At 42.3% G+C, this 14,484-nt stretch carries 13 protein-coding genes and 1 pseudogene; 9 read left to right on the top strand and 5 right to left on the bottom strand.

Annotated features, from left to right (window positions below; all coding sequences use genetic code 11):
- Positions 1–55: 55 nt before the first annotated feature.
- The 3 genes from ltrA to ACO1D1_RS02170 all read right to left on the bottom strand — a co-directional run bounded on the left by ltrA (position 56) and on the right by ACO1D1_RS02170 (position 4,306).
- Positions 56–1,330 (bottom strand): group II intron reverse transcriptase/maturase, encoded by a 1,275-nt coding sequence (gene ltrA / locus ACO1D1_RS02180; RefSeq protein WP_423334744.1) that lies wholly within the window; start codon positions 1,328–1,330, stop codon positions 56–58.
- 581 nt (positions 1,331–1,911) lie between these two features.
- Positions 1,912–3,441, bottom strand: a complete 1,530-nt coding sequence (locus ACO1D1_RS02175; RefSeq protein WP_423334743.1) for a polymorphic toxin type 44 domain-containing protein — start codon at positions 3,439–3,441, stop codon at positions 1,912–1,914.
- A 454-nt stretch (positions 3,442–3,895) separates the two neighbouring features.
- Positions 3,896–4,306, bottom strand: coding sequence for a DUF5412 domain-containing protein (locus ACO1D1_RS02170; protein WP_423334742.1), 411 nt, complete (start codon positions 4,304–4,306; stop codon positions 3,896–3,898).
- Positions 4,307–4,500: 194 nt separating this feature from the next.
- On the opposite strand from ACO1D1_RS02170, the pseudogene ACO1D1_RS02165 reads away from it, so the two are divergent.
- A pseudogene (locus ACO1D1_RS02165) lies at positions 4,501–4,680 on the top strand (DUF1806 family protein); the annotation flags it as partial.
- A 21-nt stretch (positions 4,681–4,701) separates the two neighbouring features.
- On the top strand, positions 4,702–5,373 hold the full coding sequence (gene bshB2 / locus ACO1D1_RS02160; RefSeq protein ID WP_423334741.1) for a bacillithiol biosynthesis deacetylase BshB2: 672 nt from the start codon (positions 4,702–4,704) through the stop codon (positions 5,371–5,373).
- A 251-nt stretch (positions 5,374–5,624) separates the two neighbouring features.
- On the opposite strand, the gene ACO1D1_RS02155 is transcribed toward bshB2, so the two are convergent.
- Positions 5,625–6,371, bottom strand: coding sequence for a Crp/Fnr family transcriptional regulator (locus ACO1D1_RS02155; protein ID WP_423334740.1), 747 nt, complete (start codon positions 6,369–6,371; stop codon positions 5,625–5,627).
- Between the two features lie 262 nt (positions 6,372–6,633).
- On the opposite strand from ACO1D1_RS02155, the gene ACO1D1_RS02150 reads away from it, so the two are divergent.
- The 7 genes from ACO1D1_RS02150 (at position 6,634) to ACO1D1_RS02120 (ending at position 13,302) form a co-directional block, all read left to right on the top strand.
- A complete protein-coding gene (locus ACO1D1_RS02150) occupies positions 6,634–7,080 on the top strand; it encodes a cytochrome C (protein ID WP_423334739.1) in 447 nt (148 codons plus the stop codon).
- A gap of 23 nt (positions 7,081–7,103) precedes the next feature.
- The gene (gene nosZ / locus ACO1D1_RS02145; RefSeq protein ID WP_423334738.1) at positions 7,104–8,969 is read left to right on the top strand and encodes a Sec-dependent nitrous-oxide reductase; all 1,866 of its coding nucleotides are present in this window, start codon (positions 7,104–7,106) and stop codon (positions 8,967–8,969) included.
- A gap of 87 nt (positions 8,970–9,056) precedes the next feature.
- Entirely contained in the window at positions 9,057–9,626 is a 570-nt protein-coding gene (locus tag ACO1D1_RS02140; RefSeq protein ID WP_423334737.1) for a hypothetical protein, read from the top strand.
- Between the two features lies 1 nt (position 9,627).
- Positions 9,628–10,968, top strand: a complete 1,341-nt coding sequence (gene nosD, locus ACO1D1_RS02135; protein ID WP_423334736.1) for a nitrous oxide reductase family maturation protein NosD — start codon at positions 9,628–9,630, stop codon at positions 10,966–10,968.
- Positions 10,932–11,729 carry an ABC transporter permease gene (locus ACO1D1_RS02130; protein WP_423334735.1) on the top strand — a complete coding sequence of 266 codons (798 nt, stop codon included), beginning with the start codon at positions 10,932–10,934 and terminating at the stop codon, positions 11,727–11,729. Before nosD ends, ACO1D1_RS02130 begins: the two co-directional genes overlap by 37 nt.
- Complete coding sequence (locus tag ACO1D1_RS02125; RefSeq protein ID WP_423334734.1) at positions 11,726–12,403, top strand: ABC transporter ATP-binding protein; 678 nt, start codon at positions 11,726–11,728, stop codon at positions 12,401–12,403. Before ACO1D1_RS02130 ends, ACO1D1_RS02125 begins: the two co-directional genes overlap by 4 nt.
- Positions 12,400–13,302 carry a FixH family protein gene (locus ACO1D1_RS02120; RefSeq protein WP_423334733.1) on the top strand — a complete coding sequence of 301 codons (903 nt, stop codon included), beginning with the start codon at positions 12,400–12,402 and terminating at the stop codon, positions 13,300–13,302. The genes ACO1D1_RS02125 and ACO1D1_RS02120 overlap by 4 nt, the downstream gene beginning before the upstream one ends.
- 81 nt (positions 13,303–13,383) lie before the next feature.
- Here the strand turns inward: ACO1D1_RS02120 and ACO1D1_RS02115 are convergent, their stop codons facing one another.
- Positions 13,384–14,469: a PQQ-dependent sugar dehydrogenase gene (locus ACO1D1_RS02115; protein WP_423334732.1), complete on the bottom strand. Its 1,086-nt coding sequence runs from the start codon at positions 14,467–14,469 to the stop codon at positions 13,384–13,386.
- Positions 14,470–14,484: the final 15 nt, after the last annotated feature.

Here is a 14,484-nt window from a genome sequence, read left to right as displayed (position 1 = left end):
TATTTTCGCCCCTCTCACACCACCGTACGTACGGTTCCGTATACGGCGGTTCAATTTATATTACAGTGTGTACTTTTAGATAATGTTCTAAGGCAGAGGGCAGTCCCCTCTGCTTTAGTCTTTTGTTTGAAATTGCTCTTTGAACAACTTTCGATAATCCAATATACCGGTAACCTCTTCGGCACAAGGTTAGTCCTTTCGCCTCTTCCTCCGGAATCCCTAATTGAATAAGCGACTTAATTTGTTTCTTTGGCACCTTCCATTGTTTCCAGATGATGACTCTAATTCTGGAGCGAAGCTTCATATCTATCTCATTCATAGCTTTTTTCATATTCGAAGTTCTAAAGTAATTAACCCACCCAAATATGACTTGTTTCAGTTTTAAAATTCTTAAGTCTAGCGGAACATTCCAGTTTCGTTTGGTTAATTTTCGAAGCTTCCTTTGGAACTTCTGTATTGACATGGGATGGGGTTTTACTTGATACCTCTTGTTTTTAGTATCATAATAATATCCAAAGCCTAAGAATTTTAAATCTTTTGGGCGAGAGATTTTGCTCTTCTCCACATTGACTGTTAATCCTAGTTTTTCTTCTATAAATCTCACGATTGATTTCATCACTCTGTTTGCTGCTGTCTCACTCTTTACAAAGATGAGAGCGTCATCAGCGTATCTCACGAACCGTAGTCCTCTTTTCTCTAGTTCCTTATCGAGTTCATTTAACATAATGTTACTCAATAACGGGCTAAGGTTTCCTCCTTGCGGAGTCCCGACTGGTGTTTCTTCATAGTTCCCTTTCACCATGACTCCACTGACTAAGTATTTTCTGATTAACGAGATGACATCACCATCATCTATTGTGTTGGCAATAATTCGCATGAGTTTATCGTGATGGACTGTATCGAAGAATCTTTCGAGGTCAATGTCTATCACCCAATCGTGCCCATCATTCAGAAATTCCAAGCTTGTTATAATAGCCATCTCACAACTTCTTTTTGGTCTAAAGCCATAACTGAATTCACTGAATTGCTTTTCAAATATCGGACTGAGAACTTGATGAATGGCTTGTTGAACGACTCTATCCACTACTGTTGGTATTCCCAATTTGCGCATCTTGCCGTTTTCTTTTGGGATTTCCACTCTTAAGGCAGCTTGTGGTTGGTATTTTCTTGTTCTGATGCGCTGACGTAGTTCATCCTTATTCTCTCTCAGATATTGCTTTAGTTCTTCGACTGTTACTCCATCGGCCCCACTCGCACCTTTATTTTTATAGACACGCAGGTAAGCTTCATTCATATTTTGATTACTTAGAATCTGTTCTAAAAGTTCCACACTCGTTTCTCCTTCCCTCTCACGTAGTAAGTGATAGCTCCATTTTGGTTAGCCTTTAAGATACGCTCATACTTTCACCATTAATACATTCGGAGTACGTCACTTACGCATTCGTGGTGTTGAAACACTATAAATTGTTCAGCCCTTCATGAACTAATTTCACTACTATGGCTTCTGCTGACTTCTTGCGGCTAACTTTTTCCGACTGTACTTCGTACATCCGCAAGACCTCCCAGGGTAAGACAGCTATCTTTCCTCTTTTACTCGCCTGATTTACTCTATAAAGTTACGCACATCTTTTGGACTTTGACTTGTCATGGAGCCTTATCCCTTTATAAAGCCTTGGTATCAGATTTCTGTACGTCGAGCCAAGATTTTATTCCACGCTTCCTCCAGCCCTTATCTCACGATAAGTACCTTGCGCTTCCTTAGTGGTTGGTCGATGTGTACCCCCACAGTGGACTTTCACCACCTAGATAGTTGCCATGCCTGGCACACATAGAAAAAGGATTGCCAACGCAACCCTGTAGTTATGCATTTACATCTGATTCTAGAATAAAATATTTATTTGCTAGTAAATCTTATAACCTTTTTCCATCTGGTCCTATTTTATAGCCATCTATGGTAGTACTATATGCCATAGCCCCACTACTATAAAAATAATACCAATATCCTCCGATAGATTGCCAACCGGTTTTCATAGCCCCCATAGACGAATCCAGATAATACCATGTGTTACCATCTTTTAACCAGCCTGTTTTCATTGCTCCTGAAGAATCCAAATAGTACCATGCTCCTCCATCATTATGCCAACCGGTTTTCATTGCTCCTAAAGAATCAAAATAATACCATTTTCCATTAATAGGTTGCCAACCTGTCCTCATGGCACCCGAAGTACCTAAGTAGTACCATTTTCCACCAACATAAAGCCAGTTTTTTTGCATTTCACCAGAAGGATTGAAATAATACCATGTTCTGTTAACCGAATACCAACCTGTTCTCATAAGTCCTGTAGAATCTAAATAATACAATACTCCTCCAATATACTGCCAACCGGTTTTCTTATTACCAAAAGAATCAAAGTAATACCACCCATTATTATAAACCCATCCTTTATATGTTTTAAACTTGTAGCCATCACTATAATCTGAGTATCCATCTATAATAGCTGTTGTATCTTTAGGATCATCAAAATATGAATTAATAAATTCCCAACTTGAGTTACCTTGGCGAATTTGCTCAAACCCAGCTCCAGTTTTCAAAACTTCATTATTCAGCCCGATTGCTTTACCCATATATCCAAAATGATGATTTCCTATATACTCCCCTGTTTTGCTTGTACCTTTAAAAGTATAAGTTGACCTGTAGCCCAAGTATTGTTTAAGATCCCACGGTCCGCCCGTTTTAACCAATTCAAAAAAAGCTGTTAGCCTAAATAATTCAGCACCGCCCAGACCAGAGTCCCATATTAAGTTTTGATATGTACTTTTTATTTTATTAGCATATTGTAAATTTGATTGGTATAGCTGAGCTAATGTAGACTTAGTTCCATCTGGAACACTATAAATATTAATCCTATTTTCTACATCTGTATCGATCTCTACTTGTGTTTCCCTTTTTATTATATTGGCTTGTTTCAATGTCTCAATTATTGCTCCTATAATTTCTTGTTGGTCTTCTTCTGATAAAACCTCACCATCAGGAGAAACTGCATTTGCCTTAATTATGTCTGTTATCTCCAATACAGTTTCTGGACTTGGATTTGTATCCTGATCAGAATCTTGATATGGATCTGGTATAGGTGTTTCCTCTGGTATAATTAATGGATTTTGTGTTGGTTTTGGATAAAACGTTGGTACTGGAACTGGTGTTGGTTCTAGCTCGCCACAATATTCACGGGGATCAGGATCTATTATTCTATTCCCGTCTATTGATATTACGCTTTTTTGATTATCACAATTAAATCCCAATGTTATTGATGATAAATCAGGACTTTCAGTTTGTTTAGCGAATACAACATTTGTACCAACTAGAGTTATTCCGAGCGATAAAGCAGAGCTTATCAAAGCAACTTTATTACCAAAACTTCTCCTCTTTCCTTTGTTTTTCATGCGAAAACTCTCCCCTTTATTATTTTGATGTTTATTTATTCTGACTCTATTAATTTACCACTTTTTTTACTATAAAATAAACATTTTTTGTAATAATATACAAAATTATACCAATTAATAGGTGAAAGGAAAGGAAAATATAGGTGTTTTTTCACATGTATTTTGTAAGAAAATAAATGATTAGTGTATTAAGAGATTTTACTAATAAACAATCCTATGTTTTCTAATAAATAAAGAGGACTTGTGGTTCTTTAGAAAAGATCTAGAGCTAAGAATAAGATACCTACTAAACTTTGGAAGTGATGAGATATAAGGAGGATTTGAATGAGGGGTTTCACGGAATTTAGAGAAATTAAAGAAAATACCTTGGCCCCTCCTATTGGAGAAACCAAGGGTAAATACATAGACTTCATAAAAGCATATTTCGGAAATCTTCCTGGGTTTGAGGAAACATTCAATTGCTTAAATGTTGTCTATAGTCAAACTTCTCATTAGGTACATCAAGCTGATGCCCGTTAATTTCTACGGTATCCTTATCAATCCAAGAAATTATTGCAGTATTTTCACGATAATTCCAATAAATATTTTTAGACTTTTTATTTCGCTCATTAAAAATTAGTTCTCCACGAATGCTGTATGAAACTGTAGCACTACCGTTATTACGATATGCTTTAACTGTGTATTTTCCATCCGGTGAGGTTTCTTCGGTTAAATATTCTCCAGTTGGTAAGTGTTGCATATCATAAAAAAAGTAGTATATTCCATAGCTAATAATCGCTATAGTTACAAAGAAGGAACCAAATATCGTCAATAATAGTTTCCTGAATTTCCCTCTTTTTCGTATTACATTAGTACTTTTTCCCAAAGGTATATCCCCTCTTTTTTTAAAATATTGACAACCTTCAATTAATTTATATTATACCATACATTTGTTAATTAAATCCAATTAGTAATTATCACATTAAAAAAAATACTAACAAAAGAGTTTTATAAAAATCTTTCACTATATATTTTCATAGAGTGGTCAGAGCAATTATCGGGGAAGTAATGGTTCGATAAGGGAAAATCACCGGAAACGGTCCTTTCCGTGTCGGTCTGAAAATAAACCTTGGCTGGATCTACGCCGAGGGCCTTACGCACTTCGAAATTGATGAAGAGAACCATCTATTATTAGCCGGCCACGATTATAATGGAAAATTGGCGGTTGCATTGGAGATTAGCAGTACGCCGTTTAAATAAAGCTGGGAAGGAGAATGGTCCATGAAGAAAGAACGCCATGTTTTGGTTGTGTTCCCGCATCCTGATGATGAGGCTTTTGGTGTATCCGGAACGATTGCGACGCACGTTAACAATGGAACCCCTGTTACATATGCTTGTTTAACCTTAGGGGAAATGGGACGCAACATGGGAAATCCCCCGTTTACCAATCGGGAAAACCTTCCGAAAATTAGAAAAGAAGAATTAAAGGAAGCCGCAAGGGTCTTAGGCATCCAGGACCTTCGCATGCTTGGCTTCCGCGATAAAACGATTGAATTTGAAGATGAAGATTTCATGACAAATACGATAACAGCGCTGATCGATGAGGTGAATCCATCCCTAATCATCACGTTTTATCCCGGCTACTCCGTCCATCCTGACCATGACGCCACTGGTGCGGCGGTCGTAAGGGCTGTTGGGAAAATACCTGCCGCCGCAAGGCCGACCTTACACTGTGTGGCCTTCTCCAATAATTGTGTCGAGGAGCTTGGAGAGGCGAACATCATCAACGATATTACCCCTGTCAACCAAACAAAGCTCGCTGCCATTCAAGCACACCGCTCACAGACAGAGCAGATGTTCAAAGACATGGAAGAGAAGTTGAAAAATCAAGACCCGCAAGTCATGGTATGGATCAATAACGAACGATTTTGGTCGTATCAGTTTACAGATTAAAAGCCCTTCACTTGCGAAGGGCCTTTTTTCTTTTTTAGCTGTTTAAATTAACTAGCTTTTTGAATAATAAAAGGCTAGTTGACAGTAATTACTTTGTATCCGACAGTAACGCCAACTTATCCGACAGTAAATACAGCGTATCGGACAGTAACGCCAACTTATCCGACAGTGAATACAGCGTATCCGACAGTAACGTCAAACTATCCGACAGTGAATACGGCTTATCCGCCAGTAACGTCAAACTATAAAATTCAGTATTCCCGATGCAGCAGAGTACACAGCGAGCACCAGTCAAGAATAACGATTTTCCTCGACTTCAAATCAATAATGCCATCTTTTTTCAATTTCGAAAACACACGGCTGACGCTTTCTCTCGTCGTGCCGACAACGGTCGCGAATTCTTGCACCGTTAAGGGAATTTCAATTTCCCAGCGGTTTTTTCCGGTATTAAATTTATTCCCCAGCCGCTCAAGTGACTTCACCGTCTTCGCATACACATCCAGCAGGGCCACATCCCGCAGCTGGGACGTCATTTCCCTCAAAGCATCACTCATATAGCAAATCATTTGCATCGCAAGCTCAGGATGGTTAAATAAATCCCTTTCCAGTTCATACTTATCTAAATAGAGAATTTCCCCGTCCTGCAGCATCACAGCTGTCGCCGGATAGTACTCTGTCTTTCTGGTAAACAAACAGGCCTCTGCAAAGATATCCCCTTTTTGCTTGATACAGACAATGATTTCATTTCCGTTCTCATCCTGTTTTGTCAGTTTTACCGACCCGGAAGCGACAAAGTACACCCCTTTGGCTGCCTCATCCTCCGCAATAATCTGTTTCCCCTTTTTGAACTCGTATGTCTGGATGCGCTTTTCAATCACACGAAGCGATTTATCGGATAAGTCCTTGAAGATGACAATCTTTTTTAGTAAGTCTCTATGTTTTGCCCCCTTATAGACGGCAAAGTTTGGATCATTCAGGTAATCCGCTTGATTCATCATTTCCACCACCCATTCTCACATTTGCGTTCTGCATTTCCCAATTAGACGATAGTTACCATCAATTGTAAAACACTTTATCCTCCAATGAAGTGATGAGATTCACAAAACGTTCAATTTTTCAAACCCCGCATTTATCTAACGTCTCCCATTCCCCTTCACAGAACGTTCAAAAATTGCTGAAAAAGTGTGCGGAACATCACAAATTTACTATTGTCAAGCATTTAGGATGAAGGTGTTCATTTGACAAAAAGGAGGGGCAACATTGCAAAAAGTATTGATTAGCTTTGTTATCAGTGCCTTGCTTGGCTTTGGTATTGGCTATCTAGTGTTTGATGTCATGGGGGATTCCGGTAAAGAATCACAAACGGTGCAAACGGAAACAAGTAAGCCCGAGCAAGCCAAAGAGGAAACGAAGGATACAAAAGGGGCAGATTCAACAACGGCTTCAGCCAGTGATGACAATATCCTGAATCAAAAAGGATGCCTAGGCTGCCACAGCGTTGAAGCACTTAATTTAAAGGGCGGGGCAACAGGACCGGACCTTTCAAAGGCATTTGAAAATGTCGAAGGAAAGCATGGGAAACCGATTGAAGAATTCTTAAAAGAACCGACATCAGCGGTTATGTCAGGTGTAATTGGCGGAAACCCATTAACAGATGACGAACTTCAGCAAGTATTAGACATGCTTAAACAAGCATCTGAAAAATAAGCACATAGGGTGGTGTAAATGGAATGAAAAAATGGATTCCAATCGCTTCTGGCTTACTGGCCGGCTTTGTTGCCGCCACAATCTCGTTTGCTGATTTTTCCGCAAAAACGGGCACAGAAGCAGCTTCAAGCAACAAGAGCGATGCAGAAAAGGTATATGTGCCATTCGGGCAAAAGGATGATTACTATTTATTCGCCTCCGGCGGTCACTCCGGACAAATGTTTATTTACGGTGTTCCGTCGATGCGTCACATCCGGACAGTGCCGGTATTCTCGCCAGATTCTGCAACCGGTTACGGTTTTGATGAGCACTCGAAGAAATTAATGGGTGATTACACATGGGGCGACCTGCATCACCCGGCCTTCTCGGAAACAAAAGGCGATTATGACGGAAAATACATGTTTGCAACAGATGTCGGCAACAGCCGGGCAGCGGCGATGGATTTAAAAACCTTTACCGTCAAAGACATTATTAAAGTGCCAAATACAAGCGGCCCGCACTGCGCGGCGTTCGTCACAGAAAATACGGAGTATATGTTCCTGCCAACCCGATTCGCTGTGCCGCTCGAGCAAAAATATGAATCACTTGACGACTACAGCACAAAATACCGCGGTGTAATGAGTGCCGTCACATTTGACCAAAACAATCAAAAACTCAATATCGCCTACCAGGTTGCCCTTCCGCCATGGTCCTATGACCTGTCAGATGCCGGGAAAAAAGGCTCTGCTGACTGGGCGGTTATGACGACTTACAACACAGAAGAAGCGACAACCAACCTTGAAATCAACGCTTCACAGGCTGACCGTGACTATATTGTTCTTTTTAACTGGAAAGAGCTTGAGCAAATGGTCAAGGAAGGCAAGTACGAGGATGTTGGCGGCCAAAAGATGATTTTCCCTGAAAAACAAAAGGGCGGTATTTATTTAGTACCGGTTGCAAAATCACCGCATGGCGTGGATGTCACACCGGACGGTAAACACTTCATCGCTTCCGGTAAGCTTGCCCCTTCAATGACGGTCTTCTCATTTGAAAAGGCATTTAAGGCAGTGGAAAAACAAGACTTTGCCGGTGACCGCAATGGGATTCCAATATTAAAATATGAATCTGTCATGGAACGAGAAGTCAACCCTGAAAATGCCCTTGGACCGCTTCATACCCAGTTTGATGACAAAGGAATGGCTTACACAACGATGTTCATTTCTTCTGAAATTGTGAAATGGGATCCGAAAACAGGTAAAACTTTAGACCGTGTTCCTGTTCAATATTCCCCGGGACACTCTGTCGCAGCTGAAGGCGACACGGTTGCACCTGATGGAAAATGGCTGATTGCTTTAAATAAAATTGCCAAGGACAGCTACTTATCTGTCGGTCCTTCACACCCTGAATCGATGCAGTTAATTGATATCAGCGGCAAGATGAAGGTGATTCAATCGGCACCGGTGAACCCTGAGCCACACTATGCACAGATCATTAAAGCCGATAAGCTGAGCCCGATTGAAGTCTATCCGAAAGATGAAAAGAACAAAGAAGCCGTCTACAAGAAAGACGACGCGCGGATTGTCCGGAATGGCAACAAAGTTGATGTCTACGGCATCGCGATGCGGTCAAAATTTATCTTTGACGCCAAAGCGAAACGCCCTGACGTGATTGAAGTCAATGAGGGCGATGAAGTCACAATCCATTTAACCAATATCGACTTTGATGAGGATATCACGCACGGATTTGCCATCAACAGCTATAACTTAAACATGGAAGTACAACCTGGACAGACGAACACATTGAAATTTATTGCCGATAAAGCCGGAACCTATCCGATGTATTGTACAAACTTCTGCTCTGCCCTGCATCAGGAAATGACCGGTTACTTCCTAGTTAAACCTAAGAATTAATATGTTGGCAGGCGATGGGTATCAATTTCACAAACTTGATACCCATCTCTCTTATCAAATGTTTTCACTATAAAAGGAGTGGTTAACTTGAATGCCAAGAGAAACAAATTATCTGCTATCTCTGCTATACTTATTGCCCTTTCAGCCATCCTGATGGTGGTGTCAATTTTCTTCCCGTGGTGGAAAATGATTTTCTTTGCCCCGCAATATCCGGAAGGGTTAAATATCATTGTGTATCCGAATAAGCTCGAGGGGGAAATAGATATTGTCAACGGCCTGAACCACTACATCGGCATGGCAAACTTTAGTGAAGAGAACTTCCCTGAACTGGGTTATTTAATCTATCTAGTTGGGGGATTAGTCGTGCTTACGCTAATCACCGCCATTCTAAGAAAAAAATCCGTTCTTTATGGGTTGATCGGCTTACTCACGATTGGCGGAATTATCGGTGTTCTCGACCTCCGAAAAGCGCTTCACGATTTCGGAACGAATTTAAGCCCGGACGCACCGATTAAGATTGACCCTTTTGTACCGCCGATTATCGGACATAATACAGTCGCCAACTTTGTCACAAACAGTGTTCTTGGCATCGGGGCCTATCTCCTGATTGCCGCGTTTATTCTATTACTGATTCCGCTATGGAAGGATCGAAAGTAACATGAAAAAATTAACGCTCCTAATCTTTCTCTTTTCTCTTTTTATCTTGGTAAAACCAGAAAAATATATGGCAGCCGAAAGCTTGCAGGCATTGATCGACTCCATGAAAGAGGGGGCGGTCTTACAGCTTGAAAATAAAACATACGAGGGCAATATTGTCATTCATAAACCGCTGACGATGATTGGCTCGGAGAAAACCGTGATTAAAGGAGACGGAACCGGGAACGTCATTTCCGTTAAAGCGCCAAATGTGAAGCTGAGCAAGCTGACAGTGACCCATGGAAGTATGAACCGGAACTCGGCCGAGGAATATGCCGCTATCAAGATTTACACAAACAACAATACCGTTGAACACATCAGGATCCGCCATTCCTTTCACGGGATTTATCTAAGCCAGGCACACCATAATAAAATCCGCTACAACGATATTAAAGGGCTGGGCAAAGGCGAAATTGCCGCTCAGGGAAATGGGCTTCACATTTATTACGCAAATGATAACCTGCTGGAACACAATACAATTGATGGCACCCGTGACGGGATGTTCTTTGATTATGCCAACAACAACCACAGCTATGAAAATAATATCAGCAACACCCGGTATGGCTTACATTACATGTATTCTGATGAGAATATTTTTAAACGAAATATTTTCACCATGAATCAAGGCGGTGCAGCCATCATGAACTCGAATCAGCTGAAGCTGGAAGATAATCAATTTATCGTTAACTATGGAAATCAATCATTCGGCCTTCTGCTCCTGCAGGCCAATGATAATTATATAGCTCATAATACGTTCTACATGAACCAGCGCGGCCTGTACATCGACCAGGCAACAAGAAACACGATTAAGGGCAACCGCATGATCCAAAACCAGATTGGGATTGAGCTTTGGGCCAGTTCCAATGACCAAATCTTTACCTTGAATAAACTATCGGAAAACACAATTCCGGCCGTTACCCTTGGCGGACAGGGGGAACGAAATACCTGGAGCAAGAACGGCAAGGGCAATGACTGGGGCAGCTCGTTCCCGCTCACCGATTTAAATCAAGACGGTATCGGGGATTTCCCGGTCATCTATCACTCTTCGCTTCATCAGCTGATTGAGGAGCAAGAATTAACCAGCTTTTTTTTAAAAAGCCCTGCCATCACCATCTATGAAAAAATAAACGCGACACTGAATAACGATGAAATCATGTTTAAGGATCCGCACCCGCTGGCAGCCGCAAAAAGCAGCTCAAAAGTCATTTGGTTTGTTGTGGCGGGGCTTGCTGCGGGATTGATTTTACTAAAGGGGAGACATCAACTATGCATTACATTTGGAAGGAATGGAAGGAAAACATAAGAGGAAAAGGACTGTGGCTCAGCGTCAGCATCATTGTTCTCATTTCAATCAGTATACTATTTCGTTCCTCTGTCCTTTCATTTGATAAAGGCTTTTATGTTCTCTTAATTAATTTGTTCGACACAATCATTTATTTTATCCCGATTCTCTGCTTGTTTATCGGCGCCTTTTCGATCTTTCAGGAAAAGGAACAAAAAACATTAATCATGCTGTTAACGAAAAAAGACAATTATGCCAGCTTCCTGGTGCGGAAAAGCCTTGGACTGTATATCGTTGTACTCGTTCCGCTATTGATCTGGTTTTTCTTCTATCTCTTCCTGCTAAAATTTAATTTTGCGACCGATTTCAAAAGCTATCTGATCTTTGTCGCAGCGATTATCTGCCTAAGCCTTGTCTTCTTGCAAATGGGAGCAGCAATCGGCAGCTTTAGCCGCTCAAGGATGCAGATTATCGGCTACACGATTTTTGTCTGGTTTTACTTTTTCTTCTTGCATGATTTTATGCTGCTGTCGTTTTTACCAGATGTCACCCATGAAAATGTGAAACTATTTTCAGCGGCCTACTTTTTAAATCCACTTCAGGCCGTCAGGATGTTCTTAGAAACCGGGATGGGCGTGTACTCCTTCGGCCATATGTCAAGGCTATTGGAGAAGTTCATGTGGACGAAGCCGGTGTTCTTTTTACTGGGAAATCTCATCATCTGGCTCGCTGTTTCCTTTGGCACAGCGATTGCCTTTAACCGCAAGGAGGGGTACGAATGATTAATGTAACGGGGTTAAACCAATCCTTCGGGAAAAAGAAGGTCCTAGATTCAGTCACGATTGAGATCGGCAAACATGAAATTTGCGCGCTGGTCGGCCGCAACGGCGCAGGCAAATCGACGTTTATTAATAGTTTGCTTGGGTTATTGCCCGTGAAACAAGGCTCGATTGCGATTAACGGAGCGGAAGTCAGCAAAAAAAATGAGGCATGGAAAAAGGCGATTGCCTATTTACCGGAAAAGTTTATGCTCTATCCGATGCTGACGGGCTTAGAGAATATGACCTTTTTTGCAGAGGCGGTTTCCGGAACGGCAGACGCAGCGCGGATGGAACAGGTATTGCGTTCGGTCAGCCTGTGGGACGACCGTCTCGTGCAGGTTAAATCGTATTCAAAAGGGATGCTGCAGCGCCTTGGCCTCGCGATTACCCTTTATCAGGATTCAAGTATTTTGATACTGGATGAACCGACAAGCGGCATTGACCCGATGGGAAGAAAGGAAATATTGGAGGTACTTCGTTCCCTTCATGATAAAACGATTTTACTCTCCTCACACCATCTGGATGAAATCCGCCAGATCTGTACCCATGTCGTCTATTTAAATGAGGGAAAAATGGAGAAATACACGGTTGAAGAATTTTTAGAGACACATCATTTAGGGGGTATGAAACCATGAAAAAACGACTGTTGTCCGCGGTGCTGCTGGTGATAGCGATGCTTGCCGGCTGTGGGTCAGGGCCTGATTACACGGTTAAAGTAACAAAAGAGCTTTACTACCAAAAGGATACAGCGGCACCGTTTGAAATTAAAGTAACCGAAGGGAAAAAGGCCGTTAAAGGGCTCGATGTTTCTGCGGAATTTTCGATGGCCAATATGGATCATGGCACAACCGATGTGAAATTAGCAGAGGGGAAAGACGGCAGCTATTCCGGTGAAGTGGCGCTTCCGATGAACGGGAAGTACGAAGTAGCCTTTACACTGGAAAAAGACGGTAAAAAGTCTGAAACAATCATGGACATCAACGTAGTGAAGGCGAAGGGGGTCGCCACCATTAACGGCGAGTGGATCACCAATGAAGATGTTGCCTTTTATACGTTTATTAATCAGCTGCAACTGGCGATTAATAAAGAAGTAGCTCAGAAAAAATATACTGGTGAACAGCTTCGCGAAGAACTTGCTTATTTAGAATCACAGGAGAAAGTCCTTGATGATAAGAATCAACTATTGACACAGATCATCCGCCTCCGCTCGATGGCGATGCTGGCAGAAGAAAAGGGTCATAAGGCAGCCGCTGCCGAAGTGGATGCCGCTTTGGGAAAAGCCCGCGAGCAATATAATGGGTTCGAATCCGCTAAAAAGCTGATCAGCGACTACGGTGAGGATCAGTTCTGGGCAACGGAAAAGCAGCAGTATAAGTTGATTGTATTATCGCAAAAGGTACAAAAAGATATGATTGAAAAAGTGAAAAAGGAAAATCCCACGATGGGTGAGCAGGAAGTCTACTTCCAGGCACAAAAACAATACGAAAAACTGCTCGTCTCCCAAGTCAACTCCTTAAAGATTGAAATTCTTTAGGGAGTTTCTTTTGTTTGCAGGTTAATCAGCGGATAACGTGTTTCTATCAGCGTTTTGCCATTCTATACGCCTTACCTAAGACTAATTTTTTAAATCCACCAGCCGCACCCGATACAGCTTATCGTCTGTTTCATCCGGATTCCCCCGGCCGTCGGTGTTGTTGCTGACAAAATATAAATAATCGCCTTCAACGAACACGTCCCGGATTCTGCCCAAACCGCTGATCACCGCCCGAGTCTGCTTCTGTTCCAAATCAAACTCGCGGACGGCATTTCCTCTTAACGTCGCCACATAGAGCTTTCCGCTGGCTTCCGCCATGCCCGAGGGCGCCCATGTTTCCACATCACCGGATTCAAACAAAGGCGTCACCATTCCTGCCTTCCGCTCCTTACCTTGAATCACCGGCCAGCCATAATTTCCGCCGGCAGAAATCCGGTTGATTTCATCATGGGCCGACTGCCCGTGCTCGCTTGCATACAACGTCTCGCCAATCCACACCAGCCCCTGGGGATTGCGGTGGCCATAGCTGTAAACATAGGAATCCGGAAAAGGATTATCCGCCGGAATCGACCCGTCCAGATTCATTCTTAAAATTTTCCCATTTATCGAATTCTGCTCTTGCGCCACAGAAGGCTCTGTTGCATCACCCGTCGTGATATACAATTTTTCATCCGGACCAATTTTCATCCGGCCGCCATGATGGTAGGCGGCACTTGGGATGCGGTCAAGAAGAAGCCGCTCCTCCGTCCACACACCTTCGCTAAACCGCAGCACAATAACGCGGTTAAATTGCCCGCCGCCACCGTCATCGGCATCGGAATCCGCATACGTATAATAAGCAAACGCCCGTTGATTACCGGCAAAGTCCGGGTCCAGCACAAAACCTAATAATCCGGCCTCAGCGGCCTGTGCCAACGACTTTTCCAACCGTACACGCTGGCGTTCCATTTTACCATTCTCAATCTTGACGATGCTCCCAGTTCGTTCACTGAGATAGAAAGTTTCCCCTAGCCTTTCAATTGACCACGGTACAGAGAGCTTTTCAGCCAGCACTTCCACATTCGGATGATCAACAACCGCCTCATCCGCCGTCTCATCCTTTTCCAAAAAAGAACAGCCCGAAACCAGCAGCATCATCATGAGTAAAATGGAGCCAACCCGGTACATAAACGCCTCCCCCTC

Origin of the sequence: Neobacillus sp. 19 (assembly GCF_049463095.1) — a bacterium.
GTDB lineage: Bacteria > Bacillota > Bacilli > Bacillales > Cytobacillaceae > Neobacillus.
Note: the sequence above shows the minus strand (reverse complement) of the source record. Positions and strands in the feature narration are given on the sequence as shown.

Bases quoted from the DNA above. Each gene is read 5' to 3' on its own strand.
- ACO1D1_RS02175 (WP_423334743.1), bottom strand. From the start codon at position 3,441: ATGAAAAACAAAGGAAAGAGGAGAAGTTTTGGTAATAAAGTTGCTTTG.
- ACO1D1_RS02155 (WP_423334740.1), bottom strand. From the start codon at position 6,371: ATGATGAATCAAGCGGATTACCTGAATGATCCAAACTTTGCCGTCTAT.
- nosD (WP_423334736.1), top strand. From the start codon at position 9,628: ATGAAAAAATTAACGCTCCTAATCTTTCTCTTTTCTCTTTTTATCTTG.
- ACO1D1_RS02125 (WP_423334734.1), top strand. From the start codon at position 11,726: ATGATTAATGTAACGGGGTTAAACCAATCCTTCGGGAAAAAGAAGGTC.
- bshB2 (WP_423334741.1), top strand. From the start codon at position 4,702: ATGAAGAAAGAACGCCATGTTTTGGTTGTGTTCCCGCATCCTGATGAT.
- ACO1D1_RS02120 (WP_423334733.1), top strand. From the start codon at position 12,400: ATGAAAAAACGACTGTTGTCCGCGGTGCTGCTGGTGATAGCGATGCTT.
- nosZ (WP_423334738.1), top strand. From the start codon at position 7,104: ATGAAAAAATGGATTCCAATCGCTTCTGGCTTACTGGCCGGCTTTGTT.
- ACO1D1_RS02115 (WP_423334732.1), bottom strand. From the start codon at position 14,469: ATGTACCGGGTTGGCTCCATTTTACTCATGATGATGCTGCTGGTTTCG.
- ACO1D1_RS02130 (WP_423334735.1), top strand. From the start codon at position 10,932: ATGCATTACATTTGGAAGGAATGGAAGGAAAACATAAGAGGAAAAGGA.